The organism is Streptomyces atriruber, from assembly GCF_001418325.1.
Taxonomy (GTDB): domain Bacteria; phylum Actinomycetota; class Actinomycetes; order Streptomycetales; family Streptomycetaceae; genus Streptomyces; species Streptomyces atriruber.
The window spans coordinates 1-19,736 of record NZ_LIPN01000016.1 but is presented as its reverse complement, the minus strand read 5'-3'; the positions used below and the strand labels follow the sequence as shown (position 1 = coordinate 19,736).

Sequence of the window (19,736 nt, the reverse complement as noted above, 5' to 3'; positions counted from 1 at the left end):
CCGCTGCCCGAGATCGTCGAGCACCTCCGCCTCGACGATCTCGGGCAGCGGCACCTGACGGACGAGGACTTCCTGCCCGCTGTACGTGTCGAAGGCGCGCGACTCGGCGAACTCGTACACGTCGGAGGGCGGCAGCGGCAGGCGGTAGCGGTCGGCGAGCACCCGTCCCGCGTAGTCGTCCACGATGCCTTCCCCGTCCGCCCGGTGGTCAAATCCGTTCGTCTTGCGGCGCGTTGCGGCTGCGTACGGTCCGCAAGCATTCACGATACGTGCCGTGAGCGGACCGCAATGAGGGGATACGAGATCTCAGGCTAGGACTTCGGCTCGAATGTCCTCGTGAAGGTCCGCCACGCGTCCCGCCGCTGCCCGCTGCCCCAGTCGTCGGCCTTGGCCGTGTACATCATTCCGTAGCCCAGGCCGCCGTTGACGACGAAGCCGCGGTCGATCGACCGGTACTTGGTCCCGCCGTCCACGTAGGTGAATTCCCAGTCGGCCGTGTTCCAGCCGCGGAAGCCGACCTTCTCTATCCGGATCCGGTCGTACTGCGGCCGGACCATGTAGTTCTCCTGGTTCTTCCAGTCACTGACCGGGTTGTCCTTGGGAGTGGTGGTCCAGCCGATCAGCAGCTTCTGCCCGTCGGGGCCGCCGAACCGCGCGCCCGCCCGGCCCGTGGACTGGAACTTCCAGCCCTTCGGAAGCCCGATCTTGAAGCCCTGGGAGTGCTTGTACGTCGACTCGGCGCCGTCGTCCGGCTTCTTGCCGTCGTCGTCCTTGCTCGGGTCGTGGCCCTCGCCCTCGTCCGGGTCGGCGCTCTCGTCCTTGCCCGGGTCCTTGCTCTCGTCGGCCCCGGCGCCGGTGCCCTTGTCGGCTCCCTTGCCGGAGTCCTTGTCCTCGTCCTTGCCTTTTTCCTGGTCCCCGCTGCCGGTCGCCCCGGCGGACACGGCCTTGTCGCCGCCCTTGTTGTCCTTGCTGTCCGCGTTGTCATCGCCGAGAGCGAGGGCGAGCACCGTACCGAGCACGGCGAGCACGACCACCATGGTCACTATGACCAGCGTCCGGCGCGGCACCACATCGGTGAGCGACGCCTTGGCGGGCGCCCGCGGCGGCACGCCTCCGGTCCCGGTCCCGGCCCCGGCTGCGGCCCCGGACACACCGGCGCCCCGCGCGGTGGCGGACGCGGCCGCCTTCCGCACGGACTGCAGGGCGCCCTTCAGCCGGTCGGCGGCCTCCCCGGCCTTGCTGGCCGCGGTGCTCGATGCCCCGGACGTCGCCGCGGTCCCGTTAGCAACAGGAGTCCCAGGGGCTCCAGGAGTTCCAGCAGTACCGGCGGCCCCAGCGGTCCCGGCGGGAGCGGAGGACCCGACCGACCCCTGCGCGGCACCGGCCGCACCGGCCGCACCGGCCGCACCGGCAGCACCAGCCGCTCCGGCGGCACCGGCAGCGACAGCACCCGCCGCCTTCGTGCCCTTCGAAGACTTCGTCAGCCTGCTCGGCTTCGAGGCCTTCGGCGTCCTCGGCGACTTCGGCGTCCTCGGCGGCTTGGGCGGGGCCGGAGGCAGCGGCACCACCTTGGTCGCCTCGATCGGCTCGGGCTCCGGCTTGCTCTCCGGGGCGTGGATGACATCGATGAGGAGCGCCCGCGCCCCCGCGTCGTCGAGCCGCTGCTCCGGGTCCTTGGCGAGCAGGCCGTAGATGACCTTCTCCAACGGTCCCGCGTTGGTGGGCTGTTCGACGTCCTCGGTCATCACCGCGGTGAGGGTCGCGATGGCGGAGCCCTTGTCGTACGGGGGCACGCCCTCCACGGCCGCGTACAGCAGGCCGCCCAGCGACCACATGTCGGCCGCGGGGCCCGGCTTGTGCCCGCGGGCACGCTCCGGGGCGATGTACGACGGGGCGCCCACGAGCATGCCGGTGGACGTGATCGACGGGTCGCCCTCGACCTGCGCGATGCCGAAGTCGGTGAGGACGACCCGGCCGTCCTCGGCGATCAGCACGTTCGACGGCTTCACGTCGCGGTGCAGAATGCCTTCCCGGTGGGCGGACCGCAGCACGTCGAGCACGGCGAGGCCGACCTCGGCCGCCCGTCGCGGCGTGAGCAGTCCGTCCTCACGGATCGCCTCGGCGAGCGACTTGCCCTCGACCAGCTCCATCACGATCCACGGGCGGTCGTCCTCGTCGACCACGTCGTACACCGTCACGGCGCTGGTGTTGCGGATCCGCGCGATCGCCTTGGCCTCACGCAACGTACGCGTGATGAGCCGCCGCTTCTCCTCCTCGTCGATGCTCGAGGGGAACCGGAGCTCCTTCACCGCGACCGTGCGCCCAAGGGTTTCGTCCTTGGCGCGCCAGACGGTGCCCATGCCTCCGCGGCCGAGCACCTCTCCCAGCCGGTACCGGCCGGCGAGGAGACGTTCGCTCTTGTCCCGACGGGCGTCACCCGTCTGCTCCGCGTCCGACATGCGTCCCCTCTGCTGCTACCGCTGCTACCCGAGCAACCCGCCCTGACAGAGCCTTCATTGTCCCTTACTCGGGGACCGGCCGGCGCCCAGGGTCCAACGGCCCCCCTCGCGTGCCCCATGATGGACCGCGCACGAGGAGGGACCGCCTTGCCGACAGCACGCTCAATACCGGCCATCCTGCTGGCGGCGGCACTCATCGGCCTGGCAGCGGGCCGGCCACAACCCGCGGCACCGGCCACGGATGCCACTCTTCCGCTGCTCACCACCCTGGGCAAGGCCCCGGCCGCGGCGCTCCTGAGTCGCGCTCAGCCCGAACCGCCCCCGAGTGCACGCACCCTACGCCACCAGGCATCTCCCGTCGCCGCGCAACTCTCCGCACAACAGTCCCTGCCGTCACGCCCCGCGCGGCCGAAGTTCTCCGTGCCGAGCCCGCGCCCCTACCTCCACTTCGCCCGGACCGGCCCCTCCCTGACCCGCGCCGACCACTTCAGGGTGGGCAGCATCACCAAGACGTTCATCGCCACGGTCGTCCTCCAACTCGCCGCCGAACACCGTCTGTCCCTGTCCGACCCGGTGGAACACCATCTGCCCGGACTCGTCCGCGGCCCGGGCATCGACGGCCGCACCATCACCCTGCGCGCCCTGCTCACCCACACCAGCGGCCTCCACGACTTCGCCGCCGAGACCAAGGGCACCGTCCCCCTCACCCCCGCTCTGGCGGTCCGCACCGCCCTCACCCACCCGGCGGCCCCCGCGAGCCGCTGGACGTACTCCAACACGAACTACGTCGTGCTCGGCATGGTCATCGAACGGGTCACCGGCAACTCGTACGCCACCGAAGCCGAACGCCGCATCCTCCGCCCCCTCCACCTCACCGGCACCTCCTTCCCCGGCGCCCGCACCACGCTCCCCTCACCGCACGGCCGCGCGTTCACGAGCAGCGGCCGGGACATCACCGCGCTCGACCCCCGCGTGGCCGGTGCCGCGGGCGAGCTGATCTCCACCCTCGCCGACCTGAACCGCTTCTACGCCGCCCTGCTCTCCGGTCGGCTCCTGCCCGCGCCGCTGCTGCGCGAGATGCTCAACACCCGCACCGCACACGGCCACTACGGCATGGGCCTGTACCCGCACAAGCTCCCCTGCGGCACGACCGTCTGGGGTCACAACGGCCGCATCGCCGGCAGCTACGTCCGCACCGCGGCCACCCGCGACGGCCGACGGGTCATCACCTTCCGGGTCAACACGGACAAGCTGGCCGACCCGGCCCTGGAACCCGCCCTTCTCACAGCCCAGTTCTGCCCCCGCGTCCCTTAGAGCCGGCGCGCCGGGAACCCTCAGCCGAGCGGCACGATGTCGGGCGCGCCCAGCCGTGCCGCGTCCGCCGTCAGGTCGTCCGGCTGACGCTGCGACTCCCGCTCGGCCTCCACCCGCTTTTCGTAGTGCTGCACCTCCCGCTCGATCTGGTCCTTGTCCCAGCCGAGGACCGGCGCCATCAACTCGGCGCACTCCCGGGCGCTGCGCGTGCCGCGGTCGAACGTCTCGATGGAGATGCGCGTCCGGCGCGTCAGCACGTCGTCCAAGTGGCGGGCGCCCTCGTGCGAGGCCGCGTAGACCACTTCGGCCCGGAGGTAGTCGTCGGCCGCCTGCAAGGGGGCGCCGAGGGTCGGGTCCGCGGTGATGAGTTCGAGGACCTCTTCGGCCAGCGAGCCGTACCGATTCAGCAGGTGCTCGACGCGGACCACGTGGAGGCCCGTCCGGGCGGCGATCCTCGCGCGGGCGTTCCACAGCGCCTTGTACCCCTCGGCGCCGACGAGTGGGATGTCCTCCGTGACGCAGTCGGCGACGCGCTGGTCCAGGGCGTGCACCGCCTCGTCGACGGCGTCCTTGGCCATCACCCGGTATGTCGTGTACTTGCCGCCCGCGATGACCACCAGGCCCGGGGCCGGATGCGCGACCGTGTGCTCGCGGGACAGCTTGCTCGTGGCGTCCGACTCCCCGGCGAGCAGGGGCCGCAGGCCCGCGTACACCCCCTGGACGTCGTCGCGGGAGAGGGGCCTGGCGAGCACCGAGTTCACATGCTCCAGGAGGTAGTCGATGTCGGCGCTGGAGGCGGCCGGGTGCGCCTTGTCGAGGTCCCAGTCCGTGTCGGTCGTGCCCACGATCCAGTGCCGTCCCCACGGGATGACGAAGAGGACGCTCTTCTCGGTGCGCAGGATCAGTCCGGTGGTCGCGTTGATCCGGTCCTTGGGCACGACCAGGTGGATGCCCTTGGAGGCCCTGACGTGGAACTGGCCGCGCTCGCCGACCATGGCCTGGGTGTCGTCCGTCCACACCCCGGTCGCGTTCACCACCTGCTTGGCACGGATCTCGTACTCCCCGCCGCCCTCGACGTCCTGCACCCGGGCGCCGACGACGCGCTCGCCCTCGCGCAGGAAGCCGGTGACCTTGGCGCGGTTGGCGACCTTCGCGCCGTACGCCGACGCGGTGCGGACCAGCGTCGCCACGTAGCGCGCGTCGTCCATCTGGGCGTCGTAGTACTGCATGGCGCCGACCAGGGCGTCCTTCTTCAGACACGGGGCGACGCGCAGGGCGTGGCGGCGGGTCAGATGGCGGTGCATGGGCAGGCCTCGGCCGTGGCCTCGGGACATCGACATGGCGTCGTACAACGCGACGCCCGATCCCGCATACCACCGCTCCCAGCCCTTGTGCTGCAAGGGATAGAGGAACGGGACCGGCTTCACGAGGTGCGGGGCCAGCCGCTCCAGGAGCAGGCCGCGCTCCTTCAACGCCTCCCGCACGAGGGCGAAGTCGAGCATCTCCAGATAGCGGAGGCCGCCGTGGATCAGCTTGCTCGACCGGCTCGACGTGCCGGAGGCCCAGTCGCGGGCCTCGACCAAGCCGGTGGACAGGCCGCGGGTCACCGCGTCGAGCGCCGTGCCCGCGCCGACCACTCCCGCGCCCACGACCAGGATGTCCAGCTCCCGTTCGGCCATTCCCGCCAGTGACTCGGCGCGCTCCGCCGGCCCCAGTGTCGCTGTCCTCACCGCTGCCTCCCGCTGTGATCGGGTGTGGTCGGACTCACATCATGCCCAGATTTCCTCGCCTCTCGCTGAACGCGACCCCCACCTGTGGACAACACTCCGGAGTCCCGCGCGATGCAATACCGCAAATCGGTCATATTTACTCCTAGTCTGACATTGCGCTGGTCCGCCTTGTCCACAGGGCTTGCGCACTCGTCCCACTCCGGCTATTGGGAGGACGGCCCACCGCCATGCCCGCAGATCTCGCCGTCATCGGTCTCGGCCACCTCGGCCTGCCCCTCGCCCAGGCCGCCGTCGCACGCGGCATCGACACCATCGGCTACGACCCCGTCCGCGCCACCGACCTGGCCGGCGGCAGACTGCCCTGCGACGGCGCCGAGGGCACCCTCACCGCCGCCGACGTCCGCCGGATGCTCTCGGGGGGCTTCCGGCCGACCGTCAACCCGGCCGAGCTCGGCCGGGTCCGCACCGCGGTCATCTGCGCCCCCACGCCGCCGGCCGCCGACCGCTCGCTCGACCTCGGCCAGGTGGCCGACGCCGCCCGGGCGCTGGCCGCACGCCTGCGTCCGCACACCACGGTGATCCTCGAGTCACCCGCGTACCCGGGGACCACCGAGGAATTCCTCCGTCCCATCCTGGAATCGGGGTCGGGCCTGCGGGCCGGACGCGACTTCCACCTCGCGTACTCCCCCGGCCGCCTCGACCCCGGCAACCGCTCCCACGGCTACGCCGGCACCCCCAAGGTCATCGGCGGCCTCACCCCGGCCTGCACCGAGTCCGCCGCCACCTTCTACGGCCGCCTCACCGACAAGGTCGTCCGCGCCCGCGGCCCCCGCGAGGCCGAGACCGTGCACCTCCTGGAGACGAACTACCGGCACGTGAACATGGCCCTGGTCAACGAGATGGCGGTGCTCTGCCACGACCTCGGCATCGACCTGTGGGACGTCATCCGCTGCGCCGAGACCAAGCCGTTCGGCTTCCAGGCCTTCCGTCCCGGGCCCGGCGTCGGCGGCCACGGCGTCCCCCTGGACGTCCCGAACCCCTCCCGCGGCGCCCGCCCGCTGCGCATGGTCGAGCTGGCCCAGCAGGTCAACGACCGCATGCCGCAGTACGTCATCCAGCGCTCGGCGACCCTGCTCAACGAGCACGGCAAGTCCGTCCGCGGCGCCCGCGTCCTGCTCCTCGGCGTCACCTACAAGCCCGACCTCGCCGACCAGCAGGGCGCCCCCGCCCAGGAGGTGGCGACCCGGCTCATGGAGCTCGGCGCGGCCGTCAGCTACCACGACCCGTACGTGCCCAACTGGAGCGTCCTCGGCCGCCCCGTCCCGCGCGCGGACTCCCTCTACGAGGCCGCGGCCGACGCCGACCTCACGATCCTGCTCCAGCACCACCGCACGTACGACCTGCAGGGCCTCGCCGTGAAGGCCCAGCTGCTCCTGGACACCCGGGGCGCGACCCCGGCGGGCGCGGCCCACCGCCTGTGACGACGGAAAGGGCCCCGGTACGAAGTACCGGGGCCCATATCCGAACGATGCGCGCGATCCGATCGGCGCGCTCGACGCGTCAGCGCTTGTGCTGCGAGTCCGCGACCGTCACCTCGACGCGCTGGAACTCCTTGAGCTCGCTGTAGCCCGTGGTCGCCATCGCGCGGCGCAGCGCTCCGAAGAAGTTCATCGAGCCGTCCGGGATGTGCGACGGGCCGGTGAGGACCTCCTCCGTCGTCCCGACCGTGCCGAGGTCGACCTTCTTGCCGCGCGGCACGTCCTCGTGGACGGCCTCCATGCCCCAGTGGTGGCCCTTGCCGGGCGCGTCCGTGGCACGGGCCAGCGGGGAGCCCATCATCACGGAGTCGGCGCCGCACGCGATGGCCTTGGGCAGGTCGCCGGACCAGCCCACGCCGCCGTCGGCGATGACGTGGACGTAGCGACCGCCGGACTCGTCCATGTAGTCACGGCGGGCGGCCGCGACGTCGGCGACCGCGGTGGCCATCGGCACCTGGATGCCCAGCACGTTGCGCGTGGTGTGCGCGGCGCCGCCGCCGAAGCCGACCAGGACGCCCGCGGCGCCGGTGCGCATGAGGTGCAGCGCCGCGGTGTACGTGGCGCAGCCGCCGACGATGACCGGGACGTCCAGCTCGTAGATGAACTGCTTCAGGTTCAGCGGCTCGGCGGCGCCGGAGACGTGCTCGGCGGAGACGGTGGTGCCGCGGATCACGAAGATGTCGACCCCGGCGTCCACGACGGCCTTGGAGAACTCGGCGGTGCGCTGCGGGGAGAGCGCGGCGGCGGTGACCACACCGGCGTCGCGCACCTCCTTGATGCGCTGGCCGATCAGGTCGGCCTTGATCGGGGCCGCGTAGATCTCCTGGAGGCGCCGGGTCGCGGTCTCCGCGTCCAGCTCGGCGATCTCGTCGAGCAGCGGCTGCGGGTCCTCGTACCGGGTCCAGAGGCCCTCGAGGTTCAGGACCCCGAGGCCGCCCAGCTCACCGATCCGGATGGCGGTCTGCGGCGAGACCACGGAGTCCATCGGGGCGGCCAGGAAGGGCAGCTCGAAGCGGTAGGCGTCGATCTGCCACGCGATCGAGACCTCCTTCGGGTCGCGGGTGCGCCGACTCGGTACGACGGCGATGTCGTCGAAGGCGTACGCGCGGCGGCCGCGCTTGCCGCGCCCGATCTCGATCTCAGTCACGTTGTGGGGCCTTTCCCTCTTGGTCTGCCTGTCCAGTATCCCCGACGCACACGGAAGGGGCGGTCCCGGTGATCCGGGACCGCCCCTCCCACGCGCGCGTGGCGCCGGAAGACTACTTGCTGCGGCTGTAGTTCGGCGCTTCGACCGTCATCTGGATGTCGTGCGGGTGGCTCTCCTTGAGGCCCGCCGACGTGATGCGGACGAAACGGCCGTTGGCCTGCAGGTCGGGGACGGTGCGCCCGCCCACGTAGAACATCGACTGGCGCAGTCCGCCCACCAGCTGGTGGACGACCGCCGAGAGCGGGCCGCGGTAGGGAACCTGGCCCTCGATGCCCTCGGGCACCAGCTTCTCGTCGGAGGCGACGCCCTCCTGGAAGTACCGGTCCTTGGAGAAGGAGCGCTGGTCGCCGCGCGTCTGCATGGCGCCGAGCGAGCCCATGCCGCGGTACGACTTGAACTGCTTGCCGTTGATGAAGAGCAGCTCTCCGGGGGACTCCTCACAGCCGGCGAGCAGGGAGCCCAGCATGACCGTGTCCGCACCGGCGACGAGCGCCTTGGCGATGTCTCCGGAGTACTGCAGGCCGCCGTCGCCGATGACCGGGACACCGGCCTCCTTGGCGGCGAGCGACGCTTCGTAGATGGCCGTTACCTGCGGTACGCCGATACCGGCGACGACGCGGGTCGTACAGATGGAGCCGGGCCCGACGCCGACCTTGATGCCGTCGACACCGGCGTCGATGAGCGCCTTGGCGCCGTCGCGCGTGGCGATGTTGCCGCCGATGACGTCGACGCCGGGGGCGTCCGACTTGATCTTGGCGACCATGTCGCCGACCAGGCGGGAGTGGCCGTGCGCGGTGTCGACGACGATGAAGTCGACGCCCGCGGCGACGAGGGCCTGGGCGCGCTCGAACGCGTCGCCCGCGACACCCACGGCGGCACCCACCAGGAGGCGGCCTCCGGCGTCCTTCGACGCGTTCGGGTACTTCTCGGCCTTCACGAAGTCCTTGACCGTGATGAGGCCCTTGAGGACGCCCGCGTCGTCGACCAGCGGGAGCTTCTCGATCTTGTGGCGGCGCAGCAGCTCCATGGCGTCCACGCCGGAGATGCCGACCTTGCCGGTGACGAGCGGCATCGGCGTCATGACCTCGCGCACCTGGCGCGTGCGGTCCGACTCGAAGGCCATGTCGCGGTTGGTCACGATGCCGAGCAGCTTGCCGGCCGCGTCGGTGACCGGGACGCCGCTGATGCGGAACTTCGCACAGATCGCGTCGGCCTCGGCGAGCGTCGCGTCCGGGTGCACCGTGATCGGGTCGGTGACCATGCCGGACTCGGAGCGCTTCACCAGGTCGACCTGGTTGGCCTGGTCCGCGATGGAGAGGTTGCGGTGCAGCACGCCGACGCCGCCCTGCCGCGCCATGGCGATCGCCATGCGGGACTCGGTGACCTTGTCCATCGCCGCGGAGAGCAGCGGGACGTTCACCCGGACGTTCTTCGAGACGAGCGAGGAGGTGTCGATCTGGTCGGGCGCCATGTCCGACGCGCCCGGCAGCAGCAGCACGTCGTCGTAGGTCAGCCCGAGTGTCGCGAATTTCTCGGGCACCCCAGTCGAAGAACCGCCGTTTGCAGTCATGACACCTTCCCCAAATGGCCTTGATCGGTGCGGATGTCCATGCTAACGGCCTTCGAGGGTGTCTCATTCCACGATCAAGATCATCGGCAAGCTTTGTACGTTCGCACGTACGCGCCCGTGCCGCTCACATCCCCGAAAAGGCCGGACTACTGCTCCGCGAGCGCCCGCAGCCTGCTCAGCGCCCGGTGCTGCGCGACCCGCACCGCCCCGGGTGACATGCCCAGCATCTGCCCGGTCTCCTCGGCCGTGAGCCCGACGGCGATCCGCAGGAGCAGCAGCTCGCGCTGGTTGTCCGGGAGGTTGGCGAGGAGCTTCTTGGCCCACTCGGCATCGCTGCTGAGCAGGGCGCGCTCCTCCGGGCCGAGCGAGTCGTCCGGCCGCTCGGGCATCTCGTCGGAGGGCACCGCGGTGGATCCGGGGTGCCGCATCGCCGCGCGCTGCAGATCGGCCACCTTGTGTGCCGCGATCGCGAAGACGAACGCCTCGAAGGGGCGCCCCGTGTCCTTGTAGCGCGGCAGGGCCAGGAGCACGGCGACGCACACTTCCTGCGCCAGGTCCTCCACGAAGTGCCGTGCGTCACCCGGAAGTCGGGACAGACGGGTGCGGCAGTAGCGCAGCGCGAGGGGGTGGACGTGGGCCAGGAGGTCGTGCGTGGCCTGCTCGTCGCCCTCCACAGCGCGTAGAACGAGGGCACCGATCACCGTCGTCTTGTCATCGCGCATCGGTCCATGGTGCCTTGACGGCGACTGATCCGTGGCACCGCGTCCGTAGTTGTGCACTGAAGCGTTATGAGCAGGTGCGCCGGAACTCATCTCCTGCGCCCTCCCCTCCCGCTCGATCGACTCGTCCCCGAGGAACTCCACACCTCAAGGATGCGGCATCGGCGGCGAAACAAGCGTCGACGGGCGTACGTCGCCCCGCCCACCGTACGGCGGGCGGGGATCGCCGTGCCCCCGCGACGGCACACTTAGCGGACCAGACCCCAGCGGAAACCGAGCGCCACAGCGTGCGCGCGGTCCGAGGCGCCGAGCTTCTTGAAGAGCCGCCTGGCGTGCGTTTTCACGGTGTCCTCGGAGAGGAAGAGCTCGCGCCCGATCTCCGCGTTCGAACGGCCGTGGCTCATGCCCTCGAGGACTTGGATCTCACGCGCGGTGAGGGTGGGCGCGGCGCCCATCTCGGCCGAGCGCAGCCTGCGCGGAGCGAGCCGCCACGTCGGGTCGGCGAGCGCCTGGGTGACGGTCGCGCGCAGTTCGGCACGCGAGGCGTCCTTGTGCAGATAGCCGCGGGCGCCGGCCGCGACCGCGAGTGCGACCCCGTCCAGGTCCTCGGCGACGGTGAGCATGATGATGCGCGCACCGGGGTCGGCGGACAGCAGCCGACGGACGGTCTCCACGCCGCCGAGACCGGGCATGCGTACGTCCATCAGAATCAGGTCCGAGCGGTCGGCGCCCCAGCGGCGGAGGACTTCCTCGCCGTTGGCCGCCGTGGTCACGCGCTCGACGCCGGGCACGGTCGCGACCGCGCGGCGGAGCGCCTCTCGGGCAAGCGGGGAGTCATCGCAGACGAGGACCGATGTCATGACTGTCCTCCGCGGCTCTCACAGCTGCTGCGCGTCACCTTGAGCCTCCAGGCTGGTACTTATTCGTCACCTGTGCGGTTGACGCTCTCGGACACCTGCCCGAGCGCTTGTTCTTTCAACCGCCTCCGCACTCTCAACGACGGTCACCCGAAAGAGTTACGGGGCAGTCGGACACCTTCGGCACTCTACGTGAGGGCGCGGACACAGCGCAGAGCGCGCGGCAGACCCTCAACGTTTCATCACAACCTATGCCCCATTTAGCGCCTTTTCTTCCCTTTTCCTGGTGTCTATAGCTAGATTCGCAATGAGTCATATTTTCATCTCCTTAGACAGTAGATGTACGGTCATGCGCACCGTATCCGCGTCAGAACGGCACCAAGGGGACCAGCAATGGCAGATTTCTCCCGCCTTCCCGGACCGAACGCAGATCTGTGGGACTGGCAGCTCCTCGCGGCCTGCCGTGGGGTCGACAGCTCGCTCTTCTTCCACCCGGAGGGCGAGCGCGGAGCAGCGCGCAGCGCACGTGAGAACTCCGCCAAGGAGGTCTGCATGCGGTGCCCCGTGCGCGCGGAGTGCGCCGCTCACGCGCTCGCGGTGCGCGAGCCGTACGGCGTGTGGGGCGGACTGACCGAGGACGAGCGCGAGGAGCTCATGGGCCGCGCGCGCAACCGCCTCGTCACGGCATCCGCCGTCACGGCCGCCGCGTCGGCGGGCCGAGCCGTGTCGCACAGCTGAAGGAACGTTTCATCGAAAAGCCGCCCGCAGCGGGCGGGCGCAGGGCGCCGATCAGCGGGCGGCGGCCCGCGCGAGGTGGTCCAGCGTGGCGGCGACGGCCGGCACCTGCGCCAGATCCGGCAGCGTGAGCGCGACGATCTCCCGCTGCACGGCGGGCTCCACCGTCACTGTGCGTGCACCCATGGGGCGCACCGACTCGATCGCGAGCTCGGGGAGCACCGCCACTCCCAGACCGGCGCCGACGAGGCCGATCACCGCCGGATAGTCGTCGGTCGCGAAGTCGATCCGGGGCGCGAAGCCCGCGCTCTCGCAGACCTCCACCAGTTGCCTGCGGCAGCGGGGGCAGCCCGCGATCCACGATTCGTCGGCGAACTCTCCGATGGTGACCGAGTCCGCGTCGGCGAGCCGGTGCCCTTCGGGTACGAGGCCGACGAGCCGGTCCGCGAGCAGCGGGCGCACGACGAGGTCGCCCCACTCCTCCGCGGCCGTCGCTCCTTCGTACCGGAAGGCGAGGGCGACGTCGCAGTCGCCCTCGCGCAGCATCTCCACCGAGCGCGGCGGCTCGGCCTCCACGAGGGAGACGCGGGTGCCCGGGTGGGCCGCGCGCAGCGCCGCCAGGGCGCAGGGAACGAGGGTGGAACTGCCGCTGGGGAAGGAGACGAGCCTGACCCGGCCGGCCCGCAGGCCCGCGATGGCGGCGACCTCCTCCTCGGCGGCGGTCAGCCCGGCGAGGATGCCCGCGGCATGCCTGACCAGGGCCTCGCCCGCCTGGGTCAGCCGCATCTCGCGGCCGGTGCGGATCAGCAGCGGCGTGCCCGCCGAGGATTCGAGGGCCTTCATCTGCTGACTGACGGCGGGCTGGGTGCAGCCGAGCTCGCGGGCCGCGGCGGAGAAGGAGCCGGTGGCGGCCACGGCGCGCAGGACACGGAGGTGACGGGCCTCGATCATGGTCCGAGCATAAGCGACGCTTGGACATATCGCGAAATAATGCATCGCTTCTTTGAGAGCGCCTCGCCTAGCCTGCCTTCATGGAGCTTCTTTCTGTGAACGTGGGCCGCCGCAAGAACGTCGCGCACGCCGGTGCGCCCTCCGGCGGCACCGGCATCGACAAGCGGCCCGTGCGGGGCCCGGTCGCCGTGGCCGCGCCGGGCGCGAAGGGCGTCGGCGGCAGCGGCATGGCCGGTGACGAGATCTGCGACCTGCGCCACCACGGCGGAAACGACCAGGCGGTGTACGCCTACGCCCGCGAGGACCTCGACGCCTGGCAGCACGCCCTCGGGCGCCCCCTGCCCGACGGCGCCTTCGGCGAGAACCTCACGACGTCGGGCGTCGACGTGAGCGGCGCGAGGATCGGCGAGCGCTGGCGGGTGGGCTCCGATCTGGTGCTCGAAGTCACGAGCGGGCGCATCCCCTGCCGTACGTTCCAGGGCCACCTCGACGAGAAGGGGTGGGTGAAGCGGTTCACGGAAGAGGGTGCTCCCGGGGCGTATCTGCGCGTCGTCGCGCCGGGTGAGATCCGGGCCGGGGACCCGATCGAGATCGTGCACCGGCCCGCGCACGAGGTCACCGTCGCCCTCCAGTTCCGGGCCGTCACGACGGAGAAGGCCCTGCTGCCCGAGCTGCTCGCGGCGGGCGACGCCCTGCATCCGGAGACGGCCGAGCGTGCGCGCAAGTACCTGGCGCGGCAGGGCGCTCCCGCCTCTCCCTGACCCCGGGCGGTCCGCGCAACACAGCGGTCACGCGATCTCACTAGCCTTGGGCCATGACTACGGCTCTGATTACGGGATCGACCGCCGGCATCGGCGCGGCCTTCGCGCGGCGCCTCGCGGCCGACGGGCACAACCTCGTGCTGGTGGCTCGCGACACCGAGCGGTTGCACGAGCAGGCGACCGAGCTGCACGACCGGCACGGCATCGAGGCGGAGGTGCTGACCGCGGACCTCTCGACGGACGACGGCATCGAGACGGTCGAGAAGCGGCTCTCGAACCGCAGGGACGCGGTCGACCTCCTGATCAACAACGCGGGGTTCGGCAACAAGGGCCGGTATCTGGAGGTCTCGCTCGCCGACGAGCTGACCATGCTCAAGGTGCACTGCGAGGCGGTGCTGCGGCTGACGTCGGCCGCGACGGAGTCGATGCGGGAGCGCGGTCGCGGCGGTGTCGTGAACGTCGCGTCGGTGGCGGCGTTCGTGCCGCGCGGGACGTACGGCGCCTCGAAGGCGTGGGTCGTGCAGTTCACCCAGGGCGCGGCGAAGGACCTGGCGGGCTCCGGGGTGCGGCTGATGGCGCTCTGCCCCGGCTTCGTACGCACGGAGTTCCACAAGCGTGCGGGGATGGGCACGTCCAACATCCCCAACTGGATGTGGCTCGACGCGGACAAGCTGGTCGCGGTGGCGCTCACCGATCTGGCGCGGGGCAGGACCGTGTCGATCCCCGACCCGAGGTACAAGGCCCTGATGGGCGTGGTGAAGGTGACGCCGCGGGCGCTGCTCGGTGGCGTGACGTCCCGCACGGGCCGCAAGTACGGGCCGCAGTAGGCCTGCGGGGCCTTCGCGGGGGCGGGGCGGCGTCTGCCTGGTTACACCTCGTCGCCGGGTGCGGGGCGTGGTCCGTCCTCGCGCAGTTCCCCGCGCCCCTGACGGGGCGCCTGCCGGAGTCGTCCCCAGGGGCGCGGGGAACTGCGCGACCAGCCGACGGCGACCCGCACCCGGCGACGAGGGGCAACCCGGCGGACGCGCCCCCGGAAAGGCCCGAGGCCCGGATCCCCGTGAAGGGAGCCGGGCCTCGGGCAACTCAGGTCAGTGAGAGTGACCGTGGCCGTGGCCGTGGCCCGCCTCGGCCTCTTCCTCGGCCGGCTTCTCGACGACCAGGGTCTCGGTCGTCAGGAGCAGCGACGCGATGGACGCGGCGTTCTCCAGGGCGGAGCGGGTGACCTTGACCGGGTCGATGACGCCGGCCTTGACCAGGTCGCCGTACTCACCGGTCGCGGCGTTGAAGCCGAAGCCCTTGTCGAGCTCGGCGACCTTCGAGGTGATGACGTAGCCCTCGAGGCCGGCGTTCTCGGCGATCCAGCGCAGCGGCTCGACGGCGGCGCGGCGGACGACGGCCACACCGGTGGCCTCGTCGCCGTCCTTGCCGAGCGAGTCGCCGAGCACCTTGGCGGCGTGCACCAGAGCGGAGCCACCACCGGAGACGATGCCCTCCTCGACCGCGGCGCGGGTCGCGGAGATGGCGTCCTCCAGACGGTGCTTCTTCTCCTTCAGCTCCACCTCGGTGGCGGCGCCGACCTTGATGACGCACACGCCGCCGGCCAGCTTCGCGAGGCGCTCCTGGAGCTTCTCGCGGTCCCAGTCGGAGTCCGTGGCGTCGATCTCGGCCTTGATCTGGGCGACGCGGCCCTCGACGTCGGCCTTGTTGCCGCCGCCGTCGACGATCGTGGTGTCGTCCTTGGTGATGGTGACGCGGCGGGCGGTGCCCAGCACGTCGAGACCGACCTGGTCGATCTTGAGGCCGACCTCTTCGGCGATGACGGTGCCGCCGGTGAGGGTGGCGATGTCACCGAGCATGGCCTTGCGGCGGTCGCCGAAGCCCGGGGCCTTCACCGCGACGGCGTTGAAGGTGCCACGGATCTTGTTCACGACCAGGGTCGACAGGGCCTCGCCCTCGACGTCCTCGGCGATGATCAGGAGCGGCTTCGAGGCGTTGGCCTGGATGACCTTCTCGAGCAGCGGCAGGAGGTCCTGGATGGAGGAGATCTTGCCCTGGTGGATCAGGATGTACGGGTCGTCGAGGACGGCCTCCATACGCTCCTGGTCGGACACCATGTACGGCGACAGGTAGCCCTTGTCGAAGGCCATGCCCTCGGTGAAGTCGAGCTCCAGGCCGAAGGTGTTGGACTCCTCGACGGTGATGACACCGTCCTTGCCGACCTTGTCCATCGCCTCGGCGATGAGCTCGCCGACCTGCGGGTCCTGGGCCGACAGACCGGCGACGGCCGCGATGTCGGCCTTGTCGTCGATCGGACGGGCGGTGGCGAGGAGCTCCTCGGAGACGGCCGCGACGGCGGCGTCGATGCCCTTCTTCAGGGCGGCCGGGGAGGCGCCGGCGGCGACGTTGCGCAGGCCTTCCTTGACCAGGGCCTGGGCGAGCACGGTGGCGGTGGTGGTGCCGTCACCAGCGATGTCGTTGGTCTTGGTCGCCACCTCCTTCACCAGCTGGGCGCCGAGGTTCTCGTACGGGTCCTCGACCTCGACCTCACGGGCGATGGTGACGCCGTCGTTGGTGATGGTCGGGGCACCGAACTTCTTGTCGATGACGACGTTGCGGCCGCGGGGGCCGATCGTCACCTTGACCGTGTCGGCAAGCTTGTTGACGCCGCGCTCAAGGGCGCGACGGGCGTCCTCGTCGAACTTCAGGATCTTCGCCATGGGAGCGATTCAGCCCTCTCGAAAACTCGGGTGAACGAACTGCGCCCCTCGCCGCCCGGCAATCAGCGGGGTGACCAGGGGCGCAGCTCAAAAGCAAATCTGCTGGTGAAGCAGGTGAAGCGGTGAAATTACTTCTCGACGATCGCGAGCACGTCGCGAGCCGAGAGGACGAGGTACTCGTCGCCGTTGTACTTCACCTCGGTGCCGCCGTACTTGCTGTACAGCACGACATCGCCGACCTTGACGTCGAGCGGCAGGCGCTCGCCGTTCTCGAAGCGGCCCGGGCCCACGGCGAGGACGGCGCCCTCCTGGGGCTTCTCCTTCGCGGTGTCCGGAATGACCAGGCCGGAGGCCGTGGTCTGCTCGGCGTCGAGCGGCTGGACCACAATGCGGTCCTCGAGCGGCTTGATGGCAACCTTGGAGCTTGCGGTCGTCACGATCCGGTCTCCCCCTTCGGAGATCTCACGGGGTTAAGAGTCTGAGTGTGGCGACCAGGTGGATCCGTCGTCGCGGGTGCCGGACCTGCCCGTCGCTGTTGGCACTCTCCAGTGGGGAGTGCCAGAAGCGAGACTAGGACGGGGATTAGCACTCGGTCAAGCGGAGTGCCAATCCACTGCGTCGGGCTTCATCGCGAAGGGGTGCGGGGCACCCCTTCGGGGCAACGCACGACGAGGGGTGCCAGTTCCGTGTCCACGCGCCACGGAGGCCTCGATTCCCGCCGCTCCGCGCAGGGCGCCGGGCCCGGTCTGCCCTTGTTCGGCTTGCTCGGCACCTTCTGGGCCGCCTTCCTGCCCAGCCGCTCGATCGGGTCCACCGATTCCGCGCATCCCGTGAGCAGTGCGGGCGCGAGCACTCCGCACAGCAGGGCCCCGGCGAGGAGGCGGCGGCGCGCTCGCGCCCGCGGGGTCACAGGTAGTCCTCCAGCCTGGCCACCGCGTACCCCTTGTCCGTGACCGTCTTCATGACCCGGCGGATCATGTCGGGCATGGTGCCCTTCCAGTCCTCACGCCCCCGGAAGTGCGTGAGGATGATGTCGCCGGGGTGCAGGTCGCGGTCCCACTCGCGCCACTCCATGTGGTCGGCGAAGGCCTCCGACGCCCACAGCGGCACCGCCTTGACGCCGCAGGACTTGGCGGCGCGCAGCGTGTCCTGGTTGTAGTTGCCGTACGGCGGGCGGAAGAGCTCGGGGCGCTTGCCGTAGTGCTTCTCGATGGTGTCCTGCATGCCGCAGATCTCGCGGCGCTGCTTGTCGTACGAGAGTCCGGGCAGATAGCGGTGGTTGAGCGTGTGGTTGTTCAGGGAGACGCCGCGGGCCTGCATCTTCTTGAAGTAGGCGTAGTCCTCCTTGACCAGGTAGTCGCTGAGGAACGCGGTGTACGGGAGCCTCAGTTCGCTCATCATCTTCAGCAGCGCGGGGTCCTTCTCGGCGCCGTCGTCGATGGTCAGGAAGACGACCTTCTCCTTGGTGGGGATCGTCGTGAAGACCGGCGGCAGGCTCGCCTGGCCCTTGACCTCGAAGCCCTTGCGGGTGGTGATCCGCGGCTTGGTCCGGGGCGGCGGGGGCGCGGCCAGCGGGGTCTTGGCCAGGCCCCAGCGCTTGGCGGCCAGGGTGCGGGCGACCTGGGCCGTGGCGAGCTTCTGGGCGTACGAGTCGAGGGCGCGGGCGGGCAGGGCCTGCAGCGGCTGCTGGCCGTGGGCGGGCCGCACGTCGTCGGAGTCGCCTCCGGACGCGCAGCCCGAGGCGACCGCGGCGAGGGACAGGACGACGACCAGGGCGCGCGCCTGGTTCTTCCGTCTTGCGGCGTATTCTTCGTTTTGTCGTACTAGTTGCATGGCGCCGGATCCTCGCAGCTCAAGGCCCTGATGAGGGCCCGACACCGCTACCGGCCGCGCACCATCCACCGACTGGCCCACAATGGGGCAGGTGAACGACCCGAACACGCCGAGCGCCCAAGAGACTGACCTCGGCGACCCCCTCGCCGCCTTCGCCGCCCTCCGCACCGAGGAGGGCCGGGCCCTGCTCGACGAGGTGCGGGACGTCGAACCGGCCCAGGAGCTCGCCGCCGCCACCCGGCTGCGCCGCACCTACCCGGCGCCCCTGGTCTCCGCGGCCCTGGCCCAGGCGCGGCTGCGCCGACGGGCCGCGGCGAAGTTCGGCGCCGAGGACGCGGCCCGGATGTTCTTCACGCCGAACGGCGTCGAGCAGTCCACGCGCGCCTCCGTCGCCGCGCACCGCGCCGAGAGCTTCAAGGCGTTGGGCGTACGTTCGCTCGCCGACCTCTGCTGCGGCATCGGCGGCGACGCCATCGCCCTCGCGCGGGCCGGGATCTCCGTGCTCGCCGTCGACCGTGACCCGCTGACCTGCGCGGCCGCCCGCGCCAACGCCGAGGCCCTCGGCCTCGCCGACCTGATCGAGGTGCGGGAGGCGGACGTCACCGAGGTGGACACGGGCGCGTACGACGCCGTCTTCGTGGACCCGGCGCGGCGCGGCGGCCGCGGGCGGATCTTCGACCCCGAGGCCTACTCACCGCCGCTGTCCTGGGCCGTCGGTGCGGCGCTCCGAGCCCCGCTCGCCGCGCTGAAGATCGCCCCCGGCATCCCGCACGAGGCGATCCCCGCCGAGGCGGGGGCCGAGTGGATCTCGGACGGCGGCGACGTGAAGGAGGCCGTGCTGTGGTTCGGCACGGACACCCCCGCCTCGCACCGCGCCACGCTCCTGCCCGGCGGCGCCTCCCTGTGGACCTCGCTCGCCGCGATGCTGCCGGACCCCGAGGCCCGTCCCGTCGGGCGCTACCTGTACGAGCCGGACGGCGCCGTCATCCGCGCGCACCTGGTCGCCGAGGTCGCCGCCCGGGTCGAGGGCGGACTCATCGACGAGACCATCGCGTACGTCACCTCCGACGCCCTGCACGACACCCCGTACGCGACCGCGTACGAGATCACCGACCAGCTCCCGTTCAACGTGAAGAAGCTGAAGGCGCTGCTGCGCGAGCGCGGCGTCGGCATCCTCACCGTGAAGAAGCGCGGCTCCGCCGTTGAGCCGGAGGAACTGCGGCGCAAGGTGAAGCCGCAGGGGAAGAACGCGGCGACCGTCTTCCTGACGCGGGTGGCGGGCGCCCCGACGATGCTGATCGGCCACCCGGCAGCGCCCCGGCCCGCCTAGGACCCGTCCCCCGAC

Annotated in this window: 18 protein-coding genes; 6 read left to right on the top strand and 12 right to left on the bottom strand. The window is 71.0% G+C overall.

Annotation, left to right across the window (positions count from 1 at the left end; genetic code table 11):
- Together AOK03_RS01405 and AOK03_RS01400 are read right to left on the bottom strand one after the other, a co-directional pair.
- A partial coding sequence (locus AOK03_RS01405) for a hypothetical protein (protein ID WP_244177444.1) occupies window positions 1–183 on the bottom strand: 183 nt, incomplete at its 3' end.
- Between the two features lie 128 nt (window positions 184–311).
- Window positions 312–2,459, bottom strand: a complete 2,148-nt coding sequence (locus AOK03_RS01400; RefSeq protein WP_055563249.1) for a serine/threonine-protein kinase — start codon at window positions 2,457–2,459, stop codon at window positions 312–314.
- Between the two features lie 420 nt (window positions 2,460–2,879).
- Between AOK03_RS01400 and AOK03_RS01395 the strand changes: the two genes are divergently transcribed.
- Window positions 2,880–3,773 carry a serine hydrolase domain-containing protein gene (locus tag AOK03_RS01395; protein ID WP_425264342.1) on the top strand — a complete coding sequence of 298 codons (894 nt, stop codon included), beginning with the start codon at window positions 2,880–2,882 and terminating at the stop codon, window positions 3,771–3,773.
- 20 nt (window positions 3,774–3,793) lie between these two features.
- On the opposite strand, the gene AOK03_RS01390 is transcribed toward AOK03_RS01395, so the two are convergent.
- Window positions 3,794–5,503: a glycerol-3-phosphate dehydrogenase/oxidase gene (locus tag AOK03_RS01390; protein ID WP_079074392.1), complete on the bottom strand. Its 1,710-nt coding sequence runs from the start codon at window positions 5,501–5,503 to the stop codon at window positions 3,794–3,796.
- Window positions 5,504–5,730: 227 nt separating this feature from the next.
- Between AOK03_RS01390 and AOK03_RS01385 the strand changes: the two genes are divergently transcribed.
- Window positions 5,731–6,984: a nucleotide sugar dehydrogenase gene (locus AOK03_RS01385; RefSeq protein WP_055563247.1), complete on the top strand. Its 1,254-nt coding sequence runs from the start codon at window positions 5,731–5,733 to the stop codon at window positions 6,982–6,984.
- Window positions 6,985–7,063: 79 nt separating this feature from the next.
- Here AOK03_RS01385 and AOK03_RS01380 read toward each other — a convergent pair whose 3' ends face one another.
- From AOK03_RS01380 to AOK03_RS01365, 4 genes are all read right to left on the bottom strand, one after another.
- Entirely contained in the window at window positions 7,064–8,188 is a 1,125-nt protein-coding gene (locus AOK03_RS01380) for a GuaB3 family IMP dehydrogenase-related protein (protein ID WP_055563246.1), read from the bottom strand.
- Between the two features lie 112 nt (window positions 8,189–8,300).
- Entirely contained in the window at window positions 8,301–9,818 is a 1,518-nt protein-coding gene (guaB, locus tag AOK03_RS01375) for an IMP dehydrogenase (protein ID WP_055563245.1), read from the bottom strand.
- Between the two features lie 146 nt (window positions 9,819–9,964).
- Window positions 9,965–10,540: a sigma-70 family RNA polymerase sigma factor gene (locus tag AOK03_RS01370; RefSeq protein ID WP_055563244.1), complete on the bottom strand. Its 576-nt coding sequence runs from the start codon at window positions 10,538–10,540 to the stop codon at window positions 9,965–9,967.
- 245 nt (window positions 10,541–10,785) lie between these two features.
- Window positions 10,786–11,397 (bottom strand): response regulator transcription factor, encoded by a 612-nt coding sequence (locus AOK03_RS01365; RefSeq protein ID WP_003948568.1) that lies wholly within the window; start codon window positions 11,395–11,397, stop codon window positions 10,786–10,788.
- 390 nt (window positions 11,398–11,787) lie between these two features.
- Here AOK03_RS01365 and AOK03_RS01360 point away from each other — a divergent pair, with 390 nt between their 5' ends.
- Entirely contained in the window at window positions 11,788–12,132 is a 345-nt protein-coding gene (locus tag AOK03_RS01360) for a WhiB family transcriptional regulator (protein ID WP_055563243.1), read from the top strand.
- A 51-nt stretch (window positions 12,133–12,183) separates the two neighbouring features.
- Here AOK03_RS01360 and AOK03_RS01355 read toward each other — a convergent pair whose 3' ends face one another.
- A complete protein-coding gene (locus AOK03_RS01355) occupies window positions 12,184–13,080 on the bottom strand; it encodes a LysR family transcriptional regulator (RefSeq protein ID WP_055563242.1) in 897 nt (298 codons plus the stop codon).
- An 80-nt stretch (window positions 13,081–13,160) separates the two neighbouring features.
- On the opposite strand from AOK03_RS01355, the gene AOK03_RS01350 reads away from it, so the two are divergent.
- Both AOK03_RS01350 and AOK03_RS01345 read left to right on the top strand, forming a co-directional pair.
- Entirely contained in the window at window positions 13,161–13,841 is a 681-nt protein-coding gene (locus AOK03_RS01350) for an MOSC domain-containing protein (protein ID WP_055563241.1), read from the top strand.
- A gap of 53 nt (window positions 13,842–13,894) precedes the next feature.
- Complete coding sequence (locus AOK03_RS01345) at window positions 13,895–14,668, top strand: SDR family NAD(P)-dependent oxidoreductase (protein WP_055563240.1); 774 nt, start codon at window positions 13,895–13,897, stop codon at window positions 14,666–14,668.
- 261 nt (window positions 14,669–14,929) lie between these two features.
- Here the strand turns inward: AOK03_RS01345 and groL are convergent, their stop codons facing one another.
- The 4 genes from groL to AOK03_RS01330 form a co-directional block, all read right to left on the bottom strand.
- Window positions 14,930–16,558 (bottom strand): chaperonin GroEL, encoded by a 1,629-nt coding sequence (gene groL / locus AOK03_RS01340; RefSeq protein WP_055563239.1) that lies wholly within the window; start codon window positions 16,556–16,558, stop codon window positions 14,930–14,932.
- 128 nt (window positions 16,559–16,686) lie between these two features.
- On the bottom strand, window positions 16,687–16,995 hold the full coding sequence (groES, locus tag AOK03_RS01335; protein WP_006347174.1) for a co-chaperone GroES: 309 nt from the start codon (window positions 16,993–16,995) through the stop codon (window positions 16,687–16,689).
- 188 nt (window positions 16,996–17,183) lie between these two features.
- Window positions 17,184–17,468, bottom strand: a complete 285-nt coding sequence (locus tag AOK03_RS45085) for a hypothetical protein (RefSeq protein ID WP_079074391.1) — start codon at window positions 17,466–17,468, stop codon at window positions 17,184–17,186.
- Window positions 17,465–18,391, bottom strand: a complete 927-nt coding sequence (locus AOK03_RS01330; protein ID WP_055563238.1) for a polysaccharide deacetylase family protein — start codon at window positions 18,389–18,391, stop codon at window positions 17,465–17,467. Before AOK03_RS01330 ends, AOK03_RS45085 begins: the two co-directional genes overlap by 4 nt.
- An 82-nt stretch (window positions 18,392–18,473) precedes the next feature.
- Between AOK03_RS01330 and AOK03_RS01325 the strand changes: the two genes are divergently transcribed.
- Entirely contained in the window at window positions 18,474–19,721 is a 1,248-nt protein-coding gene (locus tag AOK03_RS01325; protein ID WP_055563237.1) for a class I SAM-dependent methyltransferase, read from the top strand.
- The last annotated feature ends 15 nt before the right edge of the window (window positions 19,722–19,736 follow it).